This is a genomic window from Nocardia sp. NPDC057440 (assembly GCF_042802915.1).
GTDB lineage: Bacteria > Actinomycetota > Actinomycetes > Mycobacteriales > Mycobacteriaceae > Nocardia.
Genome location: NZ_JBHVDF010000008.1, coordinates 146,441 through 168,447 on the forward strand (window position 1 = coordinate 146,441; position 22,007 = coordinate 168,447).

Below are 22,007 nucleotides of genomic sequence, written 5' to 3' on the forward strand. Positions count from 1 at the left end.
CCCGAACTCACTTCGTGATGAAAATGCCTGCCACGTCGGCTTTCTTGATCGGCGTATCCGCATTGCGCTGCGTGCCGCACAGCAGGTCGACGGAGATGATCGTCGTATCGACCACGGTGCCCGCAGGCTCGTGATCGTCCTTGGTCTGCTCCTTGATGAACTTGGTGATCGTCACCCGCTTGGTGTCCTGGTCCTGCTTCACGTATTCGCTGCAGGGCGTGTCACCACCGCGATTGAGCACTCGCTCGATATCACTGCACCCCGCCAGCAGTAACACGACCGCCGCGACCCCGAGGCCGGTCCGGCCGGTCCGTGACAGCGTGGCATTCATCTATTCCTCCTGGCAGCTGGTCGCGCGGTTGTCCGCGGCGATCGCCCTCAGCGTAGGGCCAATCAGGTTGGTCGTTGGCTACGGTGCCCGCGCAAAATCGCCGCACTGCACGATCACGTGCGATGGACGCGCAGCGGCACATTCATTTCCGCAGGTGTGAGGGATCCGTGATGGCCGATCAGCATCGCTTGCAGCGGCTCGGCGCCCGTGCGGATGATGCCGCGGGAACCGGCGGCGACGACGACTAGATCGCCGATGCGGTCGGCGACGCGGGGGGAGACGGTGGGGCCGAACCAGCCGCGGGCGATGATGTCGGCGCGGGGCAGTACGTGGAAGTCGGCGCCGAGGAATTCCTGCCAGGTCGCGGCGACGTCGGCGTCGGCGCCTCCGGTGGTGTAGACGTGGCGGGCACGGGGTTCGCCGCCGAGGCGGGCGACGCCGTCCTGGAGCAGTGGGGTGGTGTCGAAGTCGATGCGGGCGTCGAGTTCCACCATGCCGTGGTCGGCGGTGACGACCAGTGCGGCGTTCGGGGGTAGGCGTTCGGCGATGGTGGCGGCGAGGCGGTCGACATGCGCCAATTCCAGCAGCCACGCGTCCGAGAACGGCCCGCGCACGTGGCCGGTGGTGTCGAGGTCACCGTGGTAGGCGTATACCAGTGTGCGGTCGTCGGCGCGCAGTGCGTCGATGACGCCCGCGACAAGGTCGCCGGTCGAAACGTTGGGGCGAAACTCGCAGCCGCGCAACACCGCTCGGGTGAGCCCGGAGCCGGCCTGATAGTGCGGGGCGACCTGTGTGACGGCGATGCCGTCGGCCGCGGCGCGTTCGAAAACCGTTGCGCTGGGCTGGAATTGCTCCGGGATGAGCTCGCGCAGCAGGTCGACCTTCGGTCCCTCGCCGTGCAGGCGCCAGCGCAGTGAGTTCACCAACCGGTCGTAGCCGGGAACGTTGATCAGATAGCCGACGATCCCGTGCTCGCCGGGTGGGACACCGACGCCGAGAGAGCTGAGACTGGTCGCGGTGGTACTGGGGAAGCCCGCCGCGAGCTCGGCCGGGACGAGACTCGACAGGAAAGGCGCCGCTTCCGCATTCGCCGCGAGCGCCTCGGCGCCGAGGCCGTCCACCAAGAGCACGCAGATGCGGTCGGCGGCGCAGCCGAGGCCGAGCCGGTCGACCTCGCCGGGCACACCGAGCCCGGCGAGGAGCGAAGGAAACAGATCTGCGAGGGAGCCCGTACCGTAACGGGGCGCGACGAACACATTCGTCAGCCTGTCAATATGGGGGTCGCCTCCGCAAGGGTTTCAGGCCTGCCCGGTCTCGAATCGGCTGACCTTGCCGTCGCGAAGGGTGAAACGCCAATTGGTGCGCATCGATCCCCAGCGCGAGTTGGTGTAGTTGGCCACCAACTCGGTGCCGCCGTCGCCGATCGATTCGACCTCCATGCGACCGCTGCTGCCGAAGACCTCGGAGTCGGTCCACTGCGCGAGGTTGCGTTCGACGCCGTCGTCGGACATCGACGCGTCATCGGTCAGGATCGCGAACAACCGGTCCTGGTCATTGTCATTGAGCGCGTTCACGAATTCCTGAACCACTGGATCGAGCTGCTGTGCGGTCATCCGGTTTTCCCTCTCGAATCAGGTGGGGAGCGTGCGGCGAAACAGCAAATATTCGGCACTCACTTTAGGTCAGTTCAGTCCTCGGACGTGTGATGTTGCGGCGCGCGTTATGCGCTGGGCGTGATGAGTGCGGTGAAGGTGCGCATAATGTCGTCGACCAGCGCGGGGACTTCGGTGCCGAGCTGGACCGAACGCTTTTCCAGCTGCCCGTCGAGCCACAGTGAGGCGAGACCGTGTGCGAGTCCCCACCAGGCGACGGCGATGGTGTCGGCTTTGTCGGCGGGCAGCAAGCCTGCGGCGACACAGTCGGCGACGGTATCGGCCAGTACGGCGAACGCGGCGTCGCCTGCGTCCATGGTGTCGGGATGCTTGTCGGGCTGGGAGAGTTCGGGACGGAACATCAGCCGGAAGTGTCCGGGATGTTCGCGGGAGAACCGCACGTAGGTCTCGGCGAGTGCGGTCAGCGCTTGCAGGGGGGTGTCCGCGGCCGCGCGTGCGGCTGTCACTTCGCTGCCGAGTAGTTGGAAGCCCTGGGTGGACAATGCGGCGAGCAGTGCGGCGCGGTCGGCGAAGTGGTGATAGGGCGCGCCGGTGCTCACGCCCGCCTCCCTGGCTACGCGGCGCAGACTCACCGCGCCGATGCCCTCGGTTTCGATCAACCGGAGACAGGCGGCGAGCAGGGTGTCGCGCAGTGCGCCGTGGTGATAACTCGTCCGCGTCACTATCCGAGCCTATTCGACGAGTCCTGGACAACATATCTATGCAATGCTTAGATTATCTGAGCGGCGCTCAGATTGGTTGATCGCACTCTCACCTTCGAAGCGGGTAAGCATATGGGCACACAGGTACTCGTCACCGGCGCAACAGGATTCGTCGCCGGACACTGCATCGCCGAACTGCTGGAGCACGGCTACGCAGTGCGCGCGACAGTTCGGGATCTCGCCGACACAGGCAAGCGAGCCCACTTGGTGGCGCTGGCCGATCGGATCGGTGGCGAGCTGGCGTTCGTCGAGGCCGATCTCGATGACGATTCCGGCTGGGCGGCAGCTATTTCCGGCTGTGCGTACGTCATGCATGTCGCATCGCCTTTTCCGGCGGCCCCGCCGGACGACGAGCAGGAACTGATCACCACCGCGGTGCAGGGCACTCTGCGGGTATTGCGCGCTTGCGCCGCCTCCGACGCGGTGCGGCGGGTCGTGCTGACGTCCTCGATCGCGGCGGTGGCGCATGGTCACGACGACCCCGAGACGGTCCGCACCGAGGCCGACTGGTCGGTGGTCGAGCGCAGCGCGGCCTACCAGAAAAGCAAGACCCTCGCCGAGCGTGCCGCCTGGGAATTCATCGGTGAGCTGCCCGCTGAGCGGGGGCTGGAGTTGGTCGTGGTCAACCCCGGAATGGTGCTGGGGCCGCTGCTGTCCACGGCGCTCAGCACGTCGATCGTTCCGGTGCAGTGGCTGCTCGGGCGCAGTGTGCCCGGCTCGCCGCGGGTGGGTTGGTCGGTGGTCGATGTGCGGGATCTTGCGGTGGCGCACCGGCTGGCGATGGAGCTGCCGCAGGCGGCGGGCAGCCGGTATATCTGTGCGGGCCGGCATGTGTGGATGCGCGAGATGGCGGCGATCCTTGCCGCGGAATTCGGCCCGCGCGGATTCCGGGTGCCCACCCGGGGCATTCCCGATCTACTGGTACGTGCGATGGCGGTGTTCGACAAGAGCGTGCGACTGGCGGTGCCGACGCTGGGACGACCCGAGCGACTCAGCGCCGATAAGGCACACCGAGAACTCGGCTGGCGTATGCGCCCGGTGCGGGAAACCCTGCTGGACACCGCGCAGAGCCTGATCGAACACGGTGTCGTCGCGACGCCACGAGGCTCCGCGACACCGGTGCGCCGGTCCCGGCCGGCAAACGCTGTCGACGCGTAGGGGTTCGGTCATGCTGATCGCGACACTGATCGTCACCGTTGTCACCCTCATCAGGCGCTGGCTGGGGCGGCGCACCGCCACGACATCGACAGCCGATCGAGCGCGGCGTCGTTCGCGAAGGTCGCCGCGATGGAACACCATGCGGCGGCCGGCGCCAGTCATGGCCGTGGCGGTGACGCTCGTTGGAATCGCCTTCGTGGCAGGCACTCTCGCGCAATGTTGACTGGCGGGTCGCGTCGTGCTGACGTGCAGGACATGCCGTGGAATGGCCCGGGTGCGTCAGAATTTGCCCGTTTGATGCTCGATGCGATGGCCCAGTTGTGCTCCGAACTCGGTGATGAAGGTGTCGGTGAGTGGTGGCCAACCCCAGAAATCGAAGGCGAGTGCGCCGAGAGCGAACCCCCGCGGCCATTGCCATTCGGTGACCGGGATGGCGTCAGCGCAGGAATTGCAGGCGGCAGTGCCGTAGCCGGTCTGCTCCCACGCGTCGATGCCGTTCCGGAATGGCCGCCAGATCTCGGGATCGGCTTCCCACTGGTGCGGGTAATCGATGACTACGGTCTTAGCGTGGCAGCGCGGGCACACAGCCGACTCCGGCTCGATCTCGCCCTGCCCGCCGAAGTGGCCTGCGCGCCCGACGATCACGGCGACCGGACCGGGGATCCACTCGCCCCATTCCTGGGTGACCTGCGCCCACTCCGATCCTGGCACATAACCTTTGTCCACCCCGAGGCTGTACATCGCGTCACTGGACATCTCCCGCGTGAGCAGCCGCCGGGAAATCATCCAGTCCAGCATCCGGGCCGCCACCGCGTCCGCCTCCGTAGCGGTCACCTCGATGTCGACGATCCGTTCGAAGTAGTCACCCATAATTTTGTCGAGCACCTCCTAGATCAGTGGTGCACACTCTGCCAGCACGAACCCGACAGCGACCGTCGATGTCCTGCGGTCGAATCGTGATGGTAGACAGACCAGATGACTGTGCAACGTCCGTTCCGGTTCGGCGTCAACATGGTGGTTCCCGAATCCCGCGCGAATTGGATCGAAAAGTGCCGTAAAGCAGAGGAATTCGGCTACGACGTGATCGGAGTGGCCGATCATCTCGGGCTGCCTGCGCCGTTTCCCGCGATAATTCTGGCGGCCGAGGCGACCGAGCGAGTCCGGCTGAACACCTTCGTGCTGAACACGCCGTTCTACAACCCGGTGCTGCTTGCTCGCGATGTGGCGGGCGCGGACCAGTTCACCGATGGTCGAGTGGAGCTCGGGTTGGGCGCAGGCTATGTGCAGGCCGAATTCGAGGCGGCGGGCATCCCGTTCGCCAGCGGCGGCAAGCGTGTCGAGCACTTGGAGAAGACGATCACCACCCTGCGCGGGCTGTTTTCGGATCCGGAATATCAGCCGCGCCCCACCCAGCCGTCCGGGCCGCCGATCCTCATCGCAGGCTGGGGTGACCGGCTGCTCGGCGTTGCCGCGAAGCATGCCGACATCATCGGATTCACCGGCGCCGCGGCGGCCCGCAATGGTGGGCCACTACAGATGGCGGGGCTCGAAGAAACCGCGGAGCGGATCGACTACGTGCGCCGTCTGCTCGGCGTGCGAGTGGATCAGGTGGAGCTGAATATCCTGATCCAGCGCGTCGTTCCGCCGCATGAACTGGCGGCTGTGCTGGAGGTATTCGGTCCCGCACTGCCGCCGGATGTCGCGGAGAGTCCGGAAGAGCTGCCGATTCTACTGATCGGCACGCCCGAGGAGATGGCACAGCGGCTACGCGATCGCCGCGAGCGGTACGGCATCAGCTATGTCACCGTGCTCGAGGACAGTATGGAGAACTTCGCGCCGGTGATTCAGCTACTGCGCTAGCGGTGATCGGCCATTATTGTGCCGCAATCGAATCCGGATCCCGGGTCACTGACTGTAGACGCCTTTCGTTCGGGCCCGTCATGGCTGCTTCCAGAAGGGTGTTGTCGCGATGAATCGGGCCGGATGTGTCCGGCCGCTACCAGCGCATTGAACGCGGCACGCGGGCGGGCACGGTCATAGTTGCGGTGCAGTGGCATTGCTGAATCGGCTTCGGCGAGTGTGAACGGCTTTCCGGGCGCATCGGAGGGAGGTCGAGCGAGCGGCGGGGCGGCCTCGATGGTGGGTTTGTCGCCCGTGCCGCGTTCGACGACCCACATCCCACGGTGCCAAGGTTCGCTTGATCGGGTAGTCCTTCGAGCAAAGGGCTGATCTGACATGCGGTGTGATGGAAGACTCTGCTGGGAGCAAGGAAAGTGTCGACTTCGCCGGGGAGAGGGAAGATTATGGGATTGCCCTGTGGGCTCAGGAAAGCTGTTTTCGCGGGCGCGGCGGCGCTTGCGTTGCTTGCGTTGACGCCCGCCGGTGCGCATGCCGCAGTCGGCAGATTCTCGTACATCACCGCAGCCGGACAGCTCATCCATGTCGACGACCCGGCGAGCGGCACCTGTCTGCAGCTTCAGGGTGGCGCGGTGAGGTTCGAGAACGGCACCTCCGACTCGGCCTCCCTGTTCAGCGATTCGTCGTGCAGTGGAGGATATGACCTCGAGAAAGTCGAGGTCATATGGAAGGCCCCGGCAGGCGTGCAGGCACTCGCAGTGCGCTTCGACAAGACTGCCTAGTACTGGCAACGCACTTGGTGTGGCTGGTCTCCGACGAAAACCAGGTAGCTGCCGGGGGCGTGGCACAGGCGTTCAGGTAGGTGGCGAGGTCGCGGACCGCTTCGGCGTGAGAGTTGCCGGTGCAGCGGTCCAGAAGATCTGGGATTTCGCGGACCGCGACCGCGGCTCCTTGCTCGTTGAAAACCGTGGTACTGAATGGTTCGGCGAAACTACGGAACTAGTTCGGCGAGCTCATCTTTCAAGTAAGTGGCGAATTTCCACACATCCGGAATGGTGTCGGTGCAGGCGAGGATGCCGAAGTCGAGGTGGCCGTTGTAGGACATGACGGTGATGTTGAGTGGGCCCGACAGGTCGGTGAGTACGGAGATGGGATAGCTGCCTGCCACGCGAATTCCCCCGGCGTACAACGGAATCTGGGGGCCTGGCACGTTGGAGACAACCATGTTGGCCAAGGGGAGCGCGGGTGCGGCGGCGCGGAGCAGCATTCGAGTTGCCAGGCCGTGCAGGATCTGGGGGAGGACCGCGGTGGCGTAGTGCAGCAGCGATGGTGGGGTGGCGTGGAAGCGTTCCTTGGCGGCGAGCATGGCGGCGTGGGTGAGTTTCATGCGGTGCTGTGGGTTCGCTTCGCCGATCGGAAGTTCGCACAGCATGATGGAGAACTGGTTGCCCGCGGTGCCGCACTGCTCGGGGGTGCGGACCGATACGGGTATCGCGGCAACGGCGGGGTCGTCGGCGGGTATGTCGTGGTCGAGCAGCCAGCGGCGAAATGCTGAGGCGCACAACGTCATCACGACGTCGTTGACGGTGCCGCCGAAGCTGTTCTTGATCTGCTTGACGGTATCGAGGGGCAGGGACACGAACGCAAAGGAACGGTCGGTGCTGTTGGGGCCCGCGCCGGGCAACGTGGGATTCACCTTGCGCATGTCGTCGAGCGCGCTCGGCAGCATCGGTCCAAGGCGCAACGGCAGGCGCATCCGGTCGGCTTGGCGGGTCATCGTGTTCGCGATACCGCGGCCGAGTATTTCGGCAGGGTTGGGAGTTCGGCCGAGCTTGACCCCGTCGGCTGGTGGCGGCACCGGCTGCGCCCGCGGAACGACGTCGAAGACCGCGGCCATGACCTCGGCGCCGGACACGCCATCGATCAGTGCGTGGTGCACCTTGGTGTAGATGGCTTGGCGACCTCCGGCCAGACCCGAGATCAGGTGGCATTCCCACAGTGGTCGGCTTCGGTCCAGCGGCTGCGCGTGCAGGCGGGCCGCGAGATCCGCCAGCGCCACGTCGGTCGAGCCTTCGGGCAGGCGTGTATCGCGGACGTGATATCCGAGGTCGATGGTGTCGCAATCGTCCCAATAGGGGAGATCGAGACCCCAAGGGACGGTACGCAATCGCCACCGCAGCGGTGCGATCAGGTGTAGGCGGCTCGCGATCAACTCTCGCAATGCGGTGACGGTCAACGCACCGACTTCGGCCGTCGGCTCCAGCAGCGTGACCGATCCGACGTGCAGCAGCATGGCGGGCGATTCGGCATTGAGTAGCAGGACGTCGAGCGAGCTGAGCTGTCGAGACGGCCCGCGATCGCTCGATAGCGGAATTCTGTGCGACGGTGCTGCCGGGGTCGCGGGTATGCCGCCGGCGAGTTGGCCGGGCGTGGTGATGCGGACGTCCAAGTAGCTGGCGGGTTTGAGGTCGGCGTGGATCATGAGGTCTCCGCGGTGTCGCTCGTTCGGGAAAGACTGCCGACTCGGTTCAGGGGCGGCGGCATGATGGTGCCGCGACGCATTGACGACCTGCCGGTATCTGCGGGCGCTACGAACCCTTCGAGCCGCTCCGCTCGTCCGGTGACGTCAGTGTCCGTGTCGAAGACGCGTCATTGATTCTAGTTGCCGACCGAGTGCTTTCGGCCGCGATCGTGTGCTCGGCAGGTTAATTCTGCGCAAATCCTGGATAGGGGGCGTGTAACTCCGGCGACCGTTCGTCGCTTCCGGGCCGCGCCCGCAGCTGCGCCAGGGTGCTGCACGAAGATGAGATTGCTACCGAGGCAGGACATTCCGGACTGATGCATGGGCATCATGCGCAAGGTCGGCGGGCGTTCACAGCCGTTCGGCTTAGCACGCTCGCGCACGGCGCCGAAACCGCGCGCCGGTTATTCGCATCCTGAATTGATGTGAAATGCATCACATTCACCCGGGCGAATTGTCGGTGTCAGATGGCATGGTGGTCGGTATGCCATTGACCAATTCCGTTGCCGCCACCGATGTCATTCGAGTGTTGGGGGCCAGCGAGCACAACCTGCGCAATGTGTCGCTGGAGATCCCCAAGAACAAGATCACGGTGTTCACCGGTGTCTCCGGTTCCGGGAAGTCGTCCATCGTGTTCGACACCATTGCCGTCGAATCCCAGCGGCAGCTCTACGCAACGTTTCCCGCATTCATCCTCAACTTCCTGCCCCGCTACGAGCGCCCGCACGCGGAGGCGATCGAAAACCTGACCGCGCCGGTGATCATCGACCAGCAGCCGGTCGGCGGCGGCCCGCGTTCCACCGTCGGCACCATGACCGACATCTATTCGATGGTGCGGGCCATGTTCGCCCGATTCGGTTCGCCCTCGGCCGGATTCGTCTACAACTACTCCTTCAACGTGCCGCAGGGCATGTGCCCGGATTGTGACGGGCTCGGTCAGGCGGTGCGCGCCGATCCCGACCGGCTGGTCGATCGGAGCAAGTCGCTCAACGAGGGCGCGATCCTGCTGCCCGGCTACGGGGTGGGCAGCGGTGACTGGCAGCTGTACGGCAACTCCGGCCGCTTCGATCCGGACAAGAAGCTCGCCGATTACAGCGCCGAGGAATTTCAGGATCTGCTGTACGGCACCGGCGGCAAGGTGGAGCTGACCTTCAGTAAAGGCACGTGGAAGGCGAATTACGAAGGGGTGGCGGCGAAGTTCACCCGCACCCGGTTGCAGCGCGACACCTCCGCGCTCAGCGAGAAGACTCGCGAGCAGATACAGAAGTTCCTCACCGAGGGCGTGTGTTCGACGTGCAACGGCGCACGGCTCAATGCCGAGGCACTCGCGACGAAGATCAACGGGCGCAATATCGCCGACTGGTCGGGCTTGCAGATCACCGATCTGATCGCGGTGCTCGACGAGATCACCGATCCGGCCGCACTCGGGCTGGCCGCCGCGATTCGCACCGCACTGCAGCGGGTGGCCGATATCGGTCTCGGCTATCTGAGCCTGGACCGGGCGACCTCGAGCCTGTCCGGCGGTGAGGGGCAGCGGCTGAAGATGATCAAGCACCTGGCCAGCACGCTCATCGGTATGACCTACATCTTCGACGAGCCGAGCGTCGGCTTGCACCCGCGCGATGTCGGGCGGCTGAACAATCTGCTGAAGGCGCTGCGGGACAAAGGCAATACCGTGCTGGTCGTCGAGCACGATCCCGATGTCATCCAGATCGCCGACCATATCGTGGATGTCGGGCCGCGCGCCGGGGTGCACGGCGGACAAGTCGTGTTCGAGGGCAGCTTCGCCGAGCTGCGTGCCGCCGACACCCCGACCGGTGCCGGGCTGCGCAGGCCGTTCACGGTCAAGGAGGTGTTCCGGACGTCGACCGGTGCGTTGCTGATCGAGCACGCGACCGTGCACAACCTCAAGGATGTCAGCGTCGCGATCCCCACCGGCGTGCTCACCTCGATCACCGGCGTCGCCGGATCCGGCAAGAGCAGCCTCATTCGAGACGTGTTCGTGCGCGACCATCCCGAGGCGATCTTCGTGGATCAATCCGCGATCGCGGCCTCTTCGCGCTCCACGCCCGCCACCTACCTGGGGCTCATGGACCCTATTCGCAAGCTGTTCGCCAAGGCCACCGGTGAATCGCCGGGGCTGTTCAGCTTCAATTCCGCGGGCGCGTGCAAGCAGTGCGAGGGGCGCGGGGTGATCATCACCGAGGTCGCCTATATGGATCCGGTGACCACCCATTGCGACGCCTGCGATGGACGGCGATTCTCCGATGAGGTGCTCGCACATACCTTCCGCGGCAAGTCGATCGCGGACGTGCTGGAGATGTCCGCCGAAGAGGCGGTGCAGTTCTTCCCCGAGAAGGCGCTGCATACGAAGCTGCGCACCATGATCGAGGTCGGTCTGGACTACCTGAGCCTCGGCCAGGCGATGAGCACCCTCTCGGGCGGCGAGCGCCAACGCATCAAGCTGGCCACCCAACTGCAGAACACCGGCAGCGTCTATGTTCTCGACGAGCCGACCACCGGGCTGCACATGTCGGATGTGGACACGCTGCTCGCGCTGATGGACGGGCTGGTCGAGCGCGGCAACACGGTGGTGGTGATCGAGCACAACCTCGACGTGGTCGCGCACTCGGACTGGGTGATCGATCTCGGGCCGGACGGCGGCAAGGACGGTGGTGAAGTGGTCTTCACCGGCACGCCTGCGGCACTGCTCGAGCATCCGACCTCGCTGACCGGCGAGTATTTGCGCAAGTACAAGGCGGCGTAGGTGGCTGCGCGGTCGCCGGGGGCCGACCTCCGGCCACCGCGCCCGCTGCCTAGGCGGCCAGCTGCGGCACGATCGCGGCGACGTCGAGCCACACGTCGTTCTAGGCCGGAGGCGGAGCGGTGCCGACGCGCGGCAACACCCCGCTGCACATGGCGCGCGTCGCCTTCGCTCCGCTGCCAGGAACCTTGTCACCGGAGCGGCTGAATCGGCTGACCAACGCGGTCGCGATGGTCTTCGGGACCGAAGCCATGATCACCACCCGCGATACGTGTGGACCCGATTGGGGGAGGATACGGAGGTGACGCGTTGGGCAGCAGAGGCTTTGGTTCGGGTCGCGCTGGCCGAAGACCGGCAGCGAATGGGCGAGGCGCGGCTCAGTTCTTGGTGAATTGCTGGGTGCCGGTGATGCGGAGCAGGTCCAGAGCGGACGCCGCGGCGGTGCCCGGTGCGGCGGAGTAGACAATGACGGCCTGGTCGGAGTCGGGGACGAGCAGGGTGTCGCATTCCAGGATCAGATGGCCGAGTTCGGGATGGTCGACCGATTTGGTGGTGCTGCGCCACGGTTCGGACGGCCGTTCGTTCCATAGCTGCTCGAATCGGGGACTGCGCGAACGGAGTTCGTCGATCAGGCGTAGGAGGTCGAGGTCGTCGGTGTAGCGGGCCCTGGCGCTGCGCAGGCTGCTCACCGAGAAGACGGCGGCGGCCCGCGCCTCGGCGGGGGTCAGTGCGACCCGGTGTGGACCTGTGCCGAGGAACTGCTGCCAGATGATGTTGCGGTGCGCGTGCGGCCACTCGGTGAAGTCGCCGAGTAGTGCCGCCGCCATCGGATTCCACGCCAGCACATCGCCTTTCGCGGAAATGACCAGTGCGGGCAGGTCGACCATCCGGTCCAGCAGTCGCAGTACGCTCGGCCGGACCAGCATGGCGATCCGGCCCGCCTGCGGTGGCGTGGACCCGGCGAACTGGAAGAGCAGATCGCGGTCTTCGTCGTTCAGGCGCAGTGCCCTGGCCAGGGCCGCCAGTACGGCGGCCGAGGGGCGTGGGCCACGGCACTGTTCGAGTCGAACCACGTAGTCGACACTGACACCGGCCAGTTGCGCGACCTCTTCGCGACGCAGTCCGGGTACCTGTCTGCGCGAGCCCGCGGGGAGTCCGACATCGCGGGGCTGGATGCGGCCGCGAGCCTGCCGAAGCAGTTCGGCGAGTTCCGTGCGATCCATATCTCCGATCATGCCGCAGCATGCGCGCGTCGGGGTGGTACCGCTGATCCCAGGAGACTGCGGTCCTGGTGGGCCCGGTGTGCGGCGGCAATGCTCGGGTCATGGACAACTCCACCACCACGGCTCTGGTCACCGGAGCGAATAAAGGACTCGGTCGCGAGACCGTCAGCAGATTGGCGAGCCTCGGCTGGCGGGTGTTCCTCGCCGCCCGCGACGCCGATCGGGGGAAGGCGGCGGCGACCGACCTCGCCGACGCGGGTCTGGACGTCGAGTTCATCCACTTGGACGTCACTTCCGCCGACTCGATCGCCGCAGCCGTCGAGGCGGTCGGACAACGGACGCGACGGCTGGATGTGCTGGTGAACAACGCCGGTATCGGCGGCACCCGCAAACTTCCGCCCGCGACCACGGCGGCCGATCTGCGAGAAGTGTTCGAGACCAACGTCTTCGGCGCGGTGGCGGTGACCAATGCCTTCCTGCCGCTGCTCCATGCGGCGACCCAACCTCGAATCGTGATGGTCTCGAGCGGCATCGGCTCGCTGGCCCGCACCTCCGACCCGACCCGCATCGAGTCCACCCTGCTCGGCTTGCCCTACCCGTCCTCGAAGACCGCCCTGAACATGATCACCTCGATGTACTCCCGCGCACTTCCGGACATCCACATCAACGCCGCCGACCCCGGCTACACCGCAACGGATCTGAACAACAATTCAGGCCACCAAACGGTTACCGAGGGCACCGACGCGATCGTCCAGCTGGCATCGATCGGACCGGACGGACCGACCGGCGGATTCTTCGATCGCTTCGGTTCGGTGCCCTGGTGACCGTGTTCGAGCGGTGACCGACCGGGCGAACGGCGAGTTCGTCCGGCTCGGCGGTGCGATGACCGTCGTGACAGCGGTGCTCAGCGGGTCGTAGTGATCGAAATGGACTGGTACCCGCCGGTTCGCACGGCCGCGGTGAGCAGTGCCCGGACATCGCGAGGCTCGGCGGTCAGTAGTTCGAGCAGGTCGGTGCGGCTCGCCTCGAGCGCGCCCGCGCCTATATTGGCGAACATGGAGAGGGCATTCGTGACTTGGTAGGGCTCCATTCCTGTGTCCTGCAGTGCGATTCGGGTATCGAACAGGGACATGGATCGGTAGCTCACCGGCCGGTCGAGCGATTCGGCCAGCACCGCTGCGATGTCGGACCCGCCGATCGTCGTGACACCTTCGAGTTCGTATACCTTGCCCGCGTGCCTGCTACGACCGCCTGCCGTGAGGTCACGGCTGGTTTCGGCTGCCACCCGCACCGCCACGTCGGCGAGGTCCTCGCGAGCGACAGCCGACACTCGTCCATTGCCGAATGCGGTTGTGTAGAAACCTGTTTGGGCGGCTGAGGCGGCGCCTGCGGCCGCCAATCCGATCGGCACTTCGGCATAGAGTCCGTTGCGCAGAATCGTCACATCGAGCGGCGCCGAAGCCAGACGTGTCTCGGTCCAGCGGTGCGGGAGCGCGATGGTCATCAGATCACCGGAGCCCGCGAGGCTGGTGTAGATGACGTGCCGGATGCCGGCCGCCGTCGCGGCGGCGACCACCGCGTCGTGCCTGGCCAGCACCACGTCGTCTTCCGCGTATCCGGCCGAGATGAACACCAGCACGTCCACCTTCCGAAACCCTTCGACCAAGGTGGCGGGGTCGTCGAAATCGATGTGCCTGACGCCGGCGCTATCACCGGAACGGCTGCCCGCCGTGACGGTGATGTCGTCGAGCGCGGACAACCCGCCGAAGACGAGGCTGCCGAGCGAACCGGAAATACCGGTGACGAGGATCATTGGTGCACTCCCGAATGTTGCAGTTGCTGAACACGACCCAGCATCCGCAATCACGGGCGGCAGCATAAGGAGGCACTCTGATGTCAGTCACGAACACGGCGGTTAGCCTGCAGGCGGCGGGCTCTATTCCCGATGGACCGTGTGGCGATGACGACTGCGGGATTCGCGATGTCCTCGACAGGCTGGGGGATCGGTGGACGGTGCTGGTGATCGTGGAGCTGAGCAAGGGCGTGCGTCGCTTCCGCGAACTGGAGCGAGCGATTCCGGGCATTTCCCAGCGCATGCTGACGCTGACCACCAAGAGGCTGTGGCGTGACGGGATCATCGAACGGATCGCCTACCCGACCATCCCGCCACAGGTCGAGTACCGGCTCACCGCGACCGGCCGGAGTCTCGCGGAGACGGTGCTGGTGCTCGCGGACTGGTCACGGGAGCACCAAGGCGTCATCGCAGCCGCCCGGCAGCAGTGGGATGCCGAGCACGCATCCGCGCATCAGGCGTGAATGGAACTGCGTGGCCGACGTGCCGCTACGTGTATCACCTTCGTCTGACGCAGATCCACTTGCCATCGGGTCCGCACTCGCAGCGGAAGGGCCCCTGGTCCGAGCGCTCGCCTACTTTGCACTGCGGCTGTGGCGTTGGGTCCTGCTGTCTTACGGCAGCTGCTGCGGAACCGGACAGCCCCAGGCTGCCGACGGTTGCCAGACCCGCGAGGAGGAGTGTGAGTGAGCGGTTCGGCTTAGCTCTCATTGCCGTGGCTCCTTCCTATCGACGTGGTCGATCGAGGTACTCATTATCCTCCGTCATACCGGTCGGTTGCTATAGCGGCGCTCGGGCGGCTCAGCGGGCCCCACCGTTGACATAGAGCGTTTGGCCACTGACGTAGGAGGCCTCGTCGCTGGCCAGGAACGCAATGACAGCGGCGACCTCCTCGGGCTGTCCGACCCGGCCGAGCGGGGTGCGCTCGGCAACGGATCGCTGGTGCTCCTCGGCGGTGAGCCCGACTCGGTCGGCGGTCGCGGCGGTCATCGCGGTGGCGATGTAGCCAGGGGCGACCGCGTTGACGTTGATGTTGTAGGGACCGAGTTCGATGGCCAGGGTCGCGGTCAAGCCCTGGATGCCCGCCTTGGCGGCGGCGTAGTTCGCCTGGCCCCGATTGCCGAGGGCGGAGCGGCTGGAGAGCGAGACGATCTTGCCGTAGCGCTGCGCGACCATGAACTTCTGTGCGACCTGCGCGCAGTGGTAGGCCCCGGTCAGGTTGACCGCGAGGACCGCGTTCCAATCGTCCTCGGAAAGTCGGAAGAACATGTCGTCGCGGGTGATCCCGGCATTGTTGATCAGGATGTGCGGTTGTCCGAGATCCGCTGCCAATCGGTCGAAGACGGACTCGACCGAGGCGCGGTCGGTGACATCGCAGACATAGCCGAGGGCGGTGCCGCTCGCCGCGGTGATCTGCTCGGCGGTCTTGTCCGGGGCGTTGCGGTCGAGCACCGCCACCGCCGCGCCCTCGGCGGCCAGCTGCCGCGCGGTGGCCGCGCCGATACCCTGTGCCGCGCCGGTCACAACGGCCACCTTGCCGGTGAACCTGTTCATCAATGGTCCTTTCTGTTCTTCGACGAGGCCGGCCCTGGCGTCATCAGAATGCGCTGATTCCGGTCAGATCACGGCCGATCAGCAGCTTCTGGATCTGGCTGGTGCCCTCATAGAGCGTCATCACTTTGGCGTCGCGCAAGTACTTGCCGACCGGGAACTCGTCGATATAGCCGTAACCGCCGAAGACCTGCAGCGCGCGATCGGCGGCGCGCACCGCGGCCTCGCTCGCGAACAGCTTGGCCTTGGACGATGCGATGGCGAACTCGGCGCCGCGGTCGATCAGATCGGCCACCCGCCACACCAGCAGCCGGGCCGCGTCCACGTCGAGCGCGATGTCGGCGAGCAGGTCCTGGACCAGTTGGTGCCCGGCGATCGGCTTGCCGAATTGTGTCCGCTGTGTGGCGTATCCGACCGCAGCGTCGAGGCACGCCTGTGCGATGCCGACACAACCCGCGGCCACCGACATCCGGCCCTTGGCGAGTGCCGCCATCGCGACGGTGAAGCCTTTGCCCTCGGCGTGCAGTCGCGCGCTGTCGGGGATGCGAACGTCGTCGAGCGCGAGTTCCGCGGTCGCCTGCCCGCGCAGCCCGAGCTTGCCGTGCACGGGGCGGGCGGTGAAGCCGGGGGAGTCGGTCGGAACGAGGAACGCCGTAATGCCGCGGTGCCCGCCGCCGCCGGTGCGGGCGAAGACGAGCGCGACCTCGGCCCAGGTCCCGTTGGTGATGAACATCTTGCTGCCCGAGATCACCCAGTCGTCGCCGTCGCGGACCGCGCGTGTGCTCAATTGTGCTGCGTCCGAACCAGTTCCGGGTTCGGTGAGCGCGAAACAGCCGAGCGCCTCACCCGCGGTGAGCCGGGGCAGCCAGGTGCGCTTCTGTTCGTCGGTCCCGTAGTGGTGGATGGATTTGGTGACGAGGCCGAGGGAGGCCGAGACGATGCCGCGCACGGCGGAGTCGCCGCGACCCAGCTCCTCCAGTACCAGGCAGTAGGTGAGGTGATCGCCGCCGCTGCCGCCGTATTCCTCCGGAATGGTGAGACCGAGAAATCCGAGCTCGCCGAGTCGCGGCACGATGGCCGGATCGACCGATTCGGCACGATCCCATTCCGTTGCGTGCGGGGCGATCTCGCGGTCGACGAAGTCGGCGGCCATGCGTTGTGCCGCGGACTGTTCGTCGGACAGTTCCAGGTTCACCGCAACTCCAAGAAAACTAACGCTGAAAGTTTCTTCTAGGCTAGCCCCGCATAAACTAACAACGCAAGTTTGTGGGCTCGCATGCGACACTGAAGTTCGATCGACCAGGAGGTTTTCGTGGGAAGACCGCGCCGGCCATTGCTGAGCCGCGAGCGCATAGTGTCCGCCGCGTTGGCCCTTGTCGATGCCGAAGGCCTCGAAGCTGTATCCATCCGTAGGCTGGCCACCGAACTCGGGGTGCAGGGGCCGTCGCTGTATAACCACCTCGCCACCAAGGACGACCTGCTCGACGCGATGGTCGACGCGGTGCTCGGCAAGGTGGATCTGTCGATGTTCAGCGGCAACACCGACTGGCGCGGCGCGCTCGAAGCCTGGGCCGGTTCGTATCGCGCGGCATTGGCAGACCATCCGAACCTGGTCCCCGCACTGCATCAGGGGATGGGCAGGCGGCCGAACGCACTGCGCCAGGCGGACGCGGTCTTCGGTGGGCTGGTAGCGGCGGGCTGGCCGCGACGTGAAGCAACTCAGGTGGGCGCACTCATGCGGTTCTTCGTCACCGGTTCCACCCTGGGGTCGTTCGCGGGCGGCTTCCCCGAGGACGCGGCGGTGTATCGCGGCAACTATCCGCACCTCGATGAAGCGCACCTGCTGTCGGGGCGGCAACGCGAAATCGACGACGCCGCTTTCGAAACCGGCCTGGCGGCGTTACTGGATGGTCTCGCCCTGCGATTCCAGGCACTGTCCTCGGCCGCGCCCGGCCACTGACCGCCGGCGGTCAACTCACCGCGCGGGCTCCGAATCCGGTGAGCCAGTCCGGAAACTCGGTGAGGTCGTCCAGCACGACGTCCGCGCCCGCCGCGCGGAGCTCGTCGGCGTCGCACGGTCCGGTGGTGACGCCGACAGCCGCCACCTCCGCGGCCCGCGCGCCGCGCATATCACCGGCGTGATCGCCGACGAAGACATCGGCCCGCTGTTCGCGCAGCACTCCGGCCTTGCCCGCTGACCAGAGATCACCTGCCAAATGATCTATCTGCCAGCCGAGTTCGACCAGGTGCAGCCGTGCCAACGGCTCGTGCTTGCCCGTGACGATCACTACTCGCCCGCCGCGCTCGGCCACGGCGGCCAACGCCGCATCGGCGCCCGGCATGGCCGGAATGTGCGGCACCACGGTCGGATAGAGCGCGCGATAGCGGGCCACCAGGGCAGGAATGAGATCGGCGGGGGCACCCGCGTCGGCCAATAGCTGGTCGAGCGGGGGGCCCAGCCGGTCGGCGAGCTCGACGCCACGCAGCGGGAGATCGAACTCGGCAGCGATGATGTCGATCGCCCGTGTGACGCCGGGACGCGAGTCGATCAGGGTCATATCGAGGTCGAAGCCGATGGTCCAGGTCACCAACCGACTCTAACGGCCCGTCGATCGGTCCAACGGGCGGGCGGCGATGGTTACTCTCTGCGATTCGGGAAGCGCTGCTCCGGAGGTTCCTGGTCGTCGTCGAGGCCCTCGACCAGCTCCGCGGCTGCGCCGGTCCCGGCGCTGGGCGTGACGAACTCGGCCCGCGTCGGCCCCCGCTCGCGCAGCACGGACGGATCGACCGAAAGATCGAGTGACTCGGCTGAGGGCAGCGGCGTGTCTTCTACCATCAGAAACGCGTCGAGGAGAGGCAATCCGTCGACAGTCATGCCGGACGCCATGGACGACAGCTCGTCCTGCAGGATTTCCTGCCCCTGCGCCGCCTCGATTCCTGGTGTATCGGGATCGACCCGCCGCCATTGCACGGCCAGCGTCCACGACGGGTCACCGCAGGCCCACGCCCAGATGACGGCGCGGACCACAGTGTGCAGCATGGTGTACACACGGAAATGCTCCGAGGCGGATCCGGCCCGATGTTCGATCTCATAGACCCACTCGTCGCGGCGCGTGCGGATGTAGTTCTTGTCGTCGCGCGCGACGACCAAGAACGGATCGTCGGGATCGGCGGCACCGACCACGAAGTCCTCGAGCAGCGCGGCGGTGAGATAGGGCAGTGTCCTCCTGTTGTGATCGTGTGCGCCGGCAGTGACGCGGACATCGACGTGGTCGCGCGGGTCGTAGAGATGCCCCGTCGCGACGTCGAACACGGCGAGGTCGCGATCCTTGGTGAGCTGCAGGACCGCAAGCAGGTGCTGCCCGCGGCTCGGCCCCCAGGTGCGCAGCACCGCTCCGCGGAAATCCGCGACGGCCGTGACGAATCCGACGGCCGCGCCCCTGCTCTCGATCTCGGCCAGGAGGTCGAGGACGGCGGGCGGCGCCGCGCTGTTGTCCGAATGGGCGCACATCTGCTCATACAGCGCCAGCGCGTCGAGAGCGGTATCGACGTCCCCGGCCGGGACCACTCCGAAATCGCACGTCACCGTCAGGCTGGTCAGCAGCGAGTCGAATTCGGGCGTCTGGTGCACTGCGACATTGCCGTCCTTGTCGATCTCGGTGCCTGCCGCGAGGCTGATCGCCGAGTCCTTCCACCAATAGACCGCCGGACTGACCGGTCGCGGTTCGCTGCGATAGGTGTTGGCCGCTACCTTGCCGAGCAGGATCATGGCCGACATCGCGTCCGGTCCGGTGATGGGGTGCACGTACACGTTTCCCTCGTGAGAGGTGACGAAAAGCGCGCCGTACATTCCGATTACCGGGTAGTCGTCGAGCCACCGTGCGTGGGCACTGGCGAAGTCCGAGCCGCTCAGCACGGCGAAGGACGCATCGTTGTAGCCCTTCCACTCGACCTCGAGGCGGCTGTCGGCGCGTGTGTTCGCCTCGGCGAGGTCGAAGAGTGCGTCGAGGCCGATATCCCAGTGGGCGAGCATCTCGGGAGTGACGGCCACGGCGGTGTGGAGTCGACCGATCACCGCCACTTGCACTATTCCCGGCGCGACGTCCCGGCGGGCGACATCGATGCCCGCGTCGGCGCCTGCCGGAGCGAAGTGCGTCCTGAGCAGGCACCGCACCGTGGCAAAGTCGTCGGCGTCGATCGGATCCGTGTATTCCATGTCCACTTCGGCGAGAAACGTGCCGACGTAGTCCGCGACGAGCGCCGGCCACCGGTCGACAGGGTGTTCGTGCAGGCTACGACGCAAGTTGCCCAGCCACAGGTAGTGCGGGCCGTCGCCACGCGGACCGATGAACTCCGCAGCCTCGTCGGCGTCGGTCGCCCGGCATACGTAACCCAGTTGCTGGGCCGCCACGGTTACGAGCGAAGTCAGCGTGCGCGAAGGCACATTGGGCACTGTTGCTCCCCGGGATCGGCGTCGAAACGACCCTAGGTTACCCATGTACGCGCGGTCGGCGTGGTTGTTGCCGTCGATGGGAGGCCGAGTCGATGGATGGCGAGATCAGATGGTGGTCGCGTATTCCGCACTGCGGCAGCCGAGTTCGGCGACCGCATCCGAACGTGAGCGTGGATTCGTGCCGCCCAGTCGGTCTGCGCCGATAGGTTTCGGCTCGCGCGCCGTCGCCGTGGCCGTCGCGGTCTTCGGGGGTTGCCTTTCAGATAACCAGGAGTACGCTCATTAATGAGTCCACTCATTATCTGAGGGGTGCCGGATGACGATCTCGCCCGACCCGGCGCACGCGGGTCGCCGCCAGCGGAACATGCGCGACAAGCAATCGCGCATCTTCGAAGCGGCGGCCGCGCTGTTTGCCGAGCGCGGCTTCGAGAGCGTCACCACGCAGCAGATCTCCGACCGCGCGGATGTCGCTGCGGGGACGCTGTTCCGGTACGCGTCGTCCAAGGGCGAGTTGCTGCTGATGGTCTACAACGAGGACCTCCGGCTGGCACTCGAACTCGGCGACGTGGAGTCGCGCTCGCACAGCGAGCCGGTGGACGCGGTGCTCAGCATGGTGCGGCCGACTGTGGCGACTGCCGACCGGCATGTCGAGAACACCGTGGCCTACCAGCGTGAACTGTTGTTCGGCTCGCCGACCGAGAAGTACCGCGCCGAGGGCCTTGCCCTTATCACACAGCTCGAGGCGATGATCGCCGCGCGCTTGGCGGCTGCCGCCAGGCAGGGCGGCCGCGAACCGCGCCGCCTGGACAAGCAGGCCCTGCTGGCCGGCCGCAGCGTGTTCGCGGTGCTGCACCTGATCCTTGCCCGGCCGTCGACCGGCGTACATCCCGGCTATGACGCGATCGGCGATTTGCGTGACCAGATCACACAGATTGTCGCCGGATTCTTCGCGTCGCTCGATCGTGCCGACATCGAAGACGACAAGTGAACGTCGAGGGGCGGACTTCGCCCCGTGAACGAAGGAGACAGCAATGACCATCGAGATTCGCAGGGTGACGGTCCTCGGGACGGGGGTACTCGGTTCGCAGATCGCGTTCCAGACCGCGTTCAAGGGATTCGACGTCACCGCCTACGACATCAGCGATGATGCGCTGACCGCCGCCCGCGATCGTTTCGACAAGCTGGCGGCAACCTATGGCGAGGAGGTTGCCGGAGCCGCGGATGGGACGGCGGAGCAGGCGGCGGCCGAAATCGTGTTGACCGCCGATCTCGCCGCCGCGGTGCGGGACGCCGACCTGGTCATCGAGGCGGTGCCGGAGGTTCTCACCATCAAGCAGGAGATCTACAAGCAATTGGGCGAGCTCGCGCCCGATCGCACCATCTTCGCCACGAACTCCTCCACCCTGTTGCCCAGCGACATCAAGGACTTCACCGGCCGACCGGACAAATTCCTCGCGCTGCACTTCGCGAACCTGGTGTGGAAGTACAACACCGCCGAAATCATGGGCACCCCCGAGACCGACCCCGAGGTCTTCCATGCGGTCGTCGATTTCGCGGCCGCGATCGGCATGGTGCCGATCGAGTTGCACAAGGAAAAAGCGGGATACGTGCTCAACTCGTTGCTCGTGCCGCTGCTCAACGCCGCCATGGCGCTCGGTGCGGGTGGATACGCCGAACCGGAGGCGGTCGACGCGACCTGGCGGATCGCGACCGGCTCCCCGCTCGGTCCGTTCCAGATGCTCGACGTCATCGGCCTCACCACCCCCTACAACATCCTTGCCAACGGCGATAAGGACGCGCAGCAGCTCGCGGCGTGGTTGAAGACGAACTACATCGACAAGGGCAAGCTCGGCCTGGCTAGCGGAGAGGGGTTCTACCGCTATTCCGCCTGACCGCTGGCGTGACGAACACGTCTAACAAGCT

Annotated in this window: 22 protein-coding genes; 9 read left to right on the top strand and 13 right to left on the bottom strand. The window is 66.1% G+C overall.

The window, feature by feature from the left end; all coding sequences use genetic code 11:
- Nucleotides 1-7: 7 nt before the first annotated feature.
- The 4 genes from ACFU4Z_RS18770 to ACFU4Z_RS18785 all read right to left on the bottom strand — a co-directional run bounded on the left by ACFU4Z_RS18770 (nucleotide 8) and on the right by ACFU4Z_RS18785 (nucleotide 2,666).
- Nucleotides 8-331 (bottom strand): hypothetical protein, encoded by a 324-nt coding sequence (locus ACFU4Z_RS18770; RefSeq protein ID WP_379064552.1) that lies wholly within the window; start codon nucleotides 329-331, stop codon nucleotides 8-10.
- 113 nt (nucleotides 332-444) lie between these two features.
- Nucleotides 445-1,587 carry an alkaline phosphatase family protein gene (locus tag ACFU4Z_RS18775; protein ID WP_379064554.1) on the bottom strand — a complete coding sequence of 381 codons (1,143 nt, stop codon included), beginning with the start codon at nucleotides 1,585-1,587 and terminating at the stop codon, nucleotides 445-447.
- Between the two features lie 42 nt (nucleotides 1,588-1,629).
- Nucleotides 1,630-1,944, bottom strand: a complete 315-nt coding sequence (locus tag ACFU4Z_RS18780; RefSeq protein WP_379064556.1) for a nuclear transport factor 2 family protein — start codon at nucleotides 1,942-1,944, stop codon at nucleotides 1,630-1,632.
- Nucleotides 1,945-2,051: 107 nt separating this feature from the next.
- Nucleotides 2,052-2,666 (bottom strand): TetR/AcrR family transcriptional regulator, encoded by a 615-nt coding sequence (locus ACFU4Z_RS18785; protein ID WP_379064558.1) that lies wholly within the window; start codon nucleotides 2,664-2,666, stop codon nucleotides 2,052-2,054.
- Between the two features lie 111 nt (nucleotides 2,667-2,777).
- On the opposite strand from ACFU4Z_RS18785, the gene ACFU4Z_RS18790 reads away from it, so the two are divergent.
- Nucleotides 2,778-3,863 carry an SDR family oxidoreductase gene (locus ACFU4Z_RS18790; RefSeq protein ID WP_379064560.1) on the top strand — a complete coding sequence of 362 codons (1,086 nt, stop codon included), beginning with the start codon at nucleotides 2,778-2,780 and terminating at the stop codon, nucleotides 3,861-3,863.
- Nucleotides 3,864-4,142: 279 nt separating this feature from the next.
- On the opposite strand, the gene ACFU4Z_RS18795 is transcribed toward ACFU4Z_RS18790, so the two are convergent.
- Nucleotides 4,143-4,748, bottom strand: a complete 606-nt coding sequence (locus ACFU4Z_RS18795) for a hypothetical protein (RefSeq protein WP_379064562.1) — start codon at nucleotides 4,746-4,748, stop codon at nucleotides 4,143-4,145.
- 90 nt (nucleotides 4,749-4,838) lie between these two features.
- On the opposite strand from ACFU4Z_RS18795, the gene ACFU4Z_RS18800 reads away from it, so the two are divergent.
- Nucleotides 4,839-5,723, top strand: coding sequence for an LLM class F420-dependent oxidoreductase (locus ACFU4Z_RS18800; protein WP_379064564.1), 885 nt, complete (start codon nucleotides 4,839-4,841; stop codon nucleotides 5,721-5,723).
- 443 nt (nucleotides 5,724-6,166) lie between these two features.
- Complete coding sequence (locus ACFU4Z_RS18805) at nucleotides 6,167-6,502, top strand: hypothetical protein (protein WP_379064566.1); 336 nt, start codon at nucleotides 6,167-6,169, stop codon at nucleotides 6,500-6,502.
- A 209-nt stretch (nucleotides 6,503-6,711) separates the two neighbouring features.
- Here ACFU4Z_RS18805 and ACFU4Z_RS18810 read toward each other — a convergent pair whose 3' ends face one another.
- Nucleotides 6,712-8,202, bottom strand: a complete 1,491-nt coding sequence (locus tag ACFU4Z_RS18810; protein WP_379064568.1) for a wax ester/triacylglycerol synthase family O-acyltransferase — start codon at nucleotides 8,200-8,202, stop codon at nucleotides 6,712-6,714.
- A gap of 523 nt (nucleotides 8,203-8,725) precedes the next feature.
- On the opposite strand from ACFU4Z_RS18810, the gene ACFU4Z_RS18815 reads away from it, so the two are divergent.
- Nucleotides 8,726-11,008, top strand: a complete 2,283-nt coding sequence (locus ACFU4Z_RS18815; RefSeq protein WP_379064570.1) for an ATP-binding cassette domain-containing protein — start codon at nucleotides 8,726-8,728, stop codon at nucleotides 11,006-11,008.
- A 100-nt stretch (nucleotides 11,009-11,108) separates the two neighbouring features.
- On the opposite strand, the gene ACFU4Z_RS18820 is transcribed toward ACFU4Z_RS18815, so the two are convergent.
- Entirely contained in the window at nucleotides 11,109-11,258 is a 150-nt protein-coding gene (locus ACFU4Z_RS18820) for a hypothetical protein (protein WP_379064572.1), read from the bottom strand.
- Between the two features lie 124 nt (nucleotides 11,259-11,382).
- Nucleotides 11,383-12,228 (bottom strand): helix-turn-helix transcriptional regulator, encoded by an 846-nt coding sequence (locus ACFU4Z_RS18825; protein WP_379064573.1) that lies wholly within the window; start codon nucleotides 12,226-12,228, stop codon nucleotides 11,383-11,385.
- Between the two features lie 101 nt (nucleotides 12,229-12,329).
- Here ACFU4Z_RS18825 and ACFU4Z_RS18830 point away from each other — a divergent pair, with 101 nt between their 5' ends.
- A complete protein-coding gene (locus ACFU4Z_RS18830; protein ID WP_379064574.1) occupies nucleotides 12,330-13,052 on the top strand; it encodes an SDR family oxidoreductase in 723 nt (240 codons plus the stop codon).
- 80 nt (nucleotides 13,053-13,132) lie between these two features.
- Here the strand turns inward: ACFU4Z_RS18830 and ACFU4Z_RS18835 are convergent, their stop codons facing one another.
- The gene (locus tag ACFU4Z_RS18835; protein ID WP_379064575.1) at nucleotides 13,133-14,041 is read right to left on the bottom strand and encodes an NAD(P)H-binding protein; all 909 of its coding nucleotides are present in this window, start codon (nucleotides 14,039-14,041) and stop codon (nucleotides 13,133-13,135) included.
- 80 nt (nucleotides 14,042-14,121) lie between these two features.
- Here ACFU4Z_RS18835 and ACFU4Z_RS18840 point away from each other — a divergent pair, with 80 nt between their 5' ends.
- Nucleotides 14,122-14,544 (top strand): winged helix-turn-helix transcriptional regulator, encoded by a 423-nt coding sequence (locus ACFU4Z_RS18840; protein ID WP_379064577.1) that lies wholly within the window; start codon nucleotides 14,122-14,124, stop codon nucleotides 14,542-14,544.
- Nucleotides 14,545-14,881: 337 nt separating this feature from the next.
- On the opposite strand, the gene ACFU4Z_RS18845 is transcribed toward ACFU4Z_RS18840, so the two are convergent.
- A complete protein-coding gene (locus tag ACFU4Z_RS18845) occupies nucleotides 14,882-15,634 on the bottom strand; it encodes an SDR family NAD(P)-dependent oxidoreductase (RefSeq protein ID WP_379064579.1) in 753 nt (250 codons plus the stop codon).
- A gap of 43 nt (nucleotides 15,635-15,677) precedes the next feature.
- Nucleotides 15,678-16,826 (bottom strand): acyl-CoA dehydrogenase family protein, encoded by a 1,149-nt coding sequence (locus tag ACFU4Z_RS18850; RefSeq protein WP_379064581.1) that lies wholly within the window; start codon nucleotides 16,824-16,826, stop codon nucleotides 15,678-15,680.
- A gap of 117 nt (nucleotides 16,827-16,943) precedes the next feature.
- On the opposite strand from ACFU4Z_RS18850, the gene ACFU4Z_RS18855 reads away from it, so the two are divergent.
- On the top strand, nucleotides 16,944-17,591 hold the full coding sequence (locus ACFU4Z_RS18855) for a TetR/AcrR family transcriptional regulator (RefSeq protein ID WP_379064583.1): 648 nt from the start codon (nucleotides 16,944-16,946) through the stop codon (nucleotides 17,589-17,591).
- A 10-nt stretch (nucleotides 17,592-17,601) separates the two neighbouring features.
- Here the strand turns inward: ACFU4Z_RS18855 and ACFU4Z_RS18860 are convergent, their stop codons facing one another.
- Complete coding sequence (locus ACFU4Z_RS18860) at nucleotides 17,602-18,219, bottom strand: HAD family hydrolase (RefSeq protein ID WP_379064585.1); 618 nt, start codon at nucleotides 18,217-18,219, stop codon at nucleotides 17,602-17,604.
- A 50-nt stretch (nucleotides 18,220-18,269) separates the two neighbouring features.
- Nucleotides 18,270-20,084, bottom strand: coding sequence for a hypothetical protein (locus ACFU4Z_RS18865; RefSeq protein ID WP_379064587.1), 1,815 nt, complete (start codon nucleotides 20,082-20,084; stop codon nucleotides 18,270-18,272).
- Nucleotides 20,085-20,400: 316 nt separating this feature from the next.
- Between ACFU4Z_RS18865 and ACFU4Z_RS18870 the strand changes: the two genes are divergently transcribed.
- Together ACFU4Z_RS18870 and ACFU4Z_RS18875 are read left to right on the top strand one after the other, a co-directional pair.
- Nucleotides 20,401-21,072, top strand: coding sequence for a helix-turn-helix domain-containing protein (locus ACFU4Z_RS18870; protein WP_379064589.1), 672 nt, complete (start codon nucleotides 20,401-20,403; stop codon nucleotides 21,070-21,072).
- A gap of 43 nt (nucleotides 21,073-21,115) precedes the next feature.
- Nucleotides 21,116-21,976 carry a 3-hydroxyacyl-CoA dehydrogenase gene (locus ACFU4Z_RS18875; protein WP_379064591.1) on the top strand — a complete coding sequence of 287 codons (861 nt, stop codon included), beginning with the start codon at nucleotides 21,116-21,118 and terminating at the stop codon, nucleotides 21,974-21,976.
- The last annotated feature ends 31 nt before the right edge of the window (nucleotides 21,977-22,007 follow it).

Bases quoted from the DNA above. Each gene is read 5' to 3' on its own strand.
- ACFU4Z_RS18770 (WP_379064552.1), bottom strand. From the start codon at position 331: ATGAATGCCACGCTGTCACGGACCGGCCGGACCGGCCTCGGGGTCGCG.
- ACFU4Z_RS18780 (WP_379064556.1), bottom strand. From the start codon at position 1,944: ATGACCGCACAGCAGCTCGATCCAGTGGTTCAGGAATTCGTGAACGCG.
- ACFU4Z_RS18790 (WP_379064560.1), top strand. From the start codon at position 2,778: ATGGGCACACAGGTACTCGTCACCGGCGCAACAGGATTCGTCGCCGGA.
- ACFU4Z_RS18800 (WP_379064564.1), top strand. From the start codon at position 4,839: ATGACTGTGCAACGTCCGTTCCGGTTCGGCGTCAACATGGTGGTTCCC.
- ACFU4Z_RS18805 (WP_379064566.1), top strand. From the start codon at position 6,167: ATGGGATTGCCCTGTGGGCTCAGGAAAGCTGTTTTCGCGGGCGCGGCG.
- ACFU4Z_RS18810 (WP_379064568.1), bottom strand. From the start codon at position 8,202: ATGATCCACGCCGACCTCAAACCCGCCAGCTACTTGGACGTCCGCATC.
- ACFU4Z_RS18815 (WP_379064570.1), top strand. From the start codon at position 8,726: ATGCCATTGACCAATTCCGTTGCCGCCACCGATGTCATTCGAGTGTTG.
- ACFU4Z_RS18820 (WP_379064572.1), bottom strand. From the start codon at position 11,258: ATGGCTTCGGTCCCGAAGACCATCGCGACCGCGTTGGTCAGCCGATTC.
- ACFU4Z_RS18825 (WP_379064573.1), bottom strand. From the start codon at position 12,228: ATGGATCGCACGGAACTCGCCGAACTGCTTCGGCAGGCTCGCGGCCGC.
- ACFU4Z_RS18830 (WP_379064574.1), top strand. From the start codon at position 12,330: ATGGACAACTCCACCACCACGGCTCTGGTCACCGGAGCGAATAAAGGA.
- ACFU4Z_RS18835 (WP_379064575.1), bottom strand. From the start codon at position 14,041: ATGATCCTCGTCACCGGTATTTCCGGTTCGCTCGGCAGCCTCGTCTTC.
- ACFU4Z_RS18840 (WP_379064577.1), top strand. From the start codon at position 14,122: ATGTCAGTCACGAACACGGCGGTTAGCCTGCAGGCGGCGGGCTCTATT.
- ACFU4Z_RS18845 (WP_379064579.1), bottom strand. From the start codon at position 15,634: ATGAACAGGTTCACCGGCAAGGTGGCCGTTGTGACCGGCGCGGCACAG.
- ACFU4Z_RS18870 (WP_379064589.1), top strand. From the start codon at position 20,401: ATGACGATCTCGCCCGACCCGGCGCACGCGGGTCGCCGCCAGCGGAAC.
- ACFU4Z_RS18875 (WP_379064591.1), top strand. From the start codon at position 21,116: ATGACCATCGAGATTCGCAGGGTGACGGTCCTCGGGACGGGGGTACTC.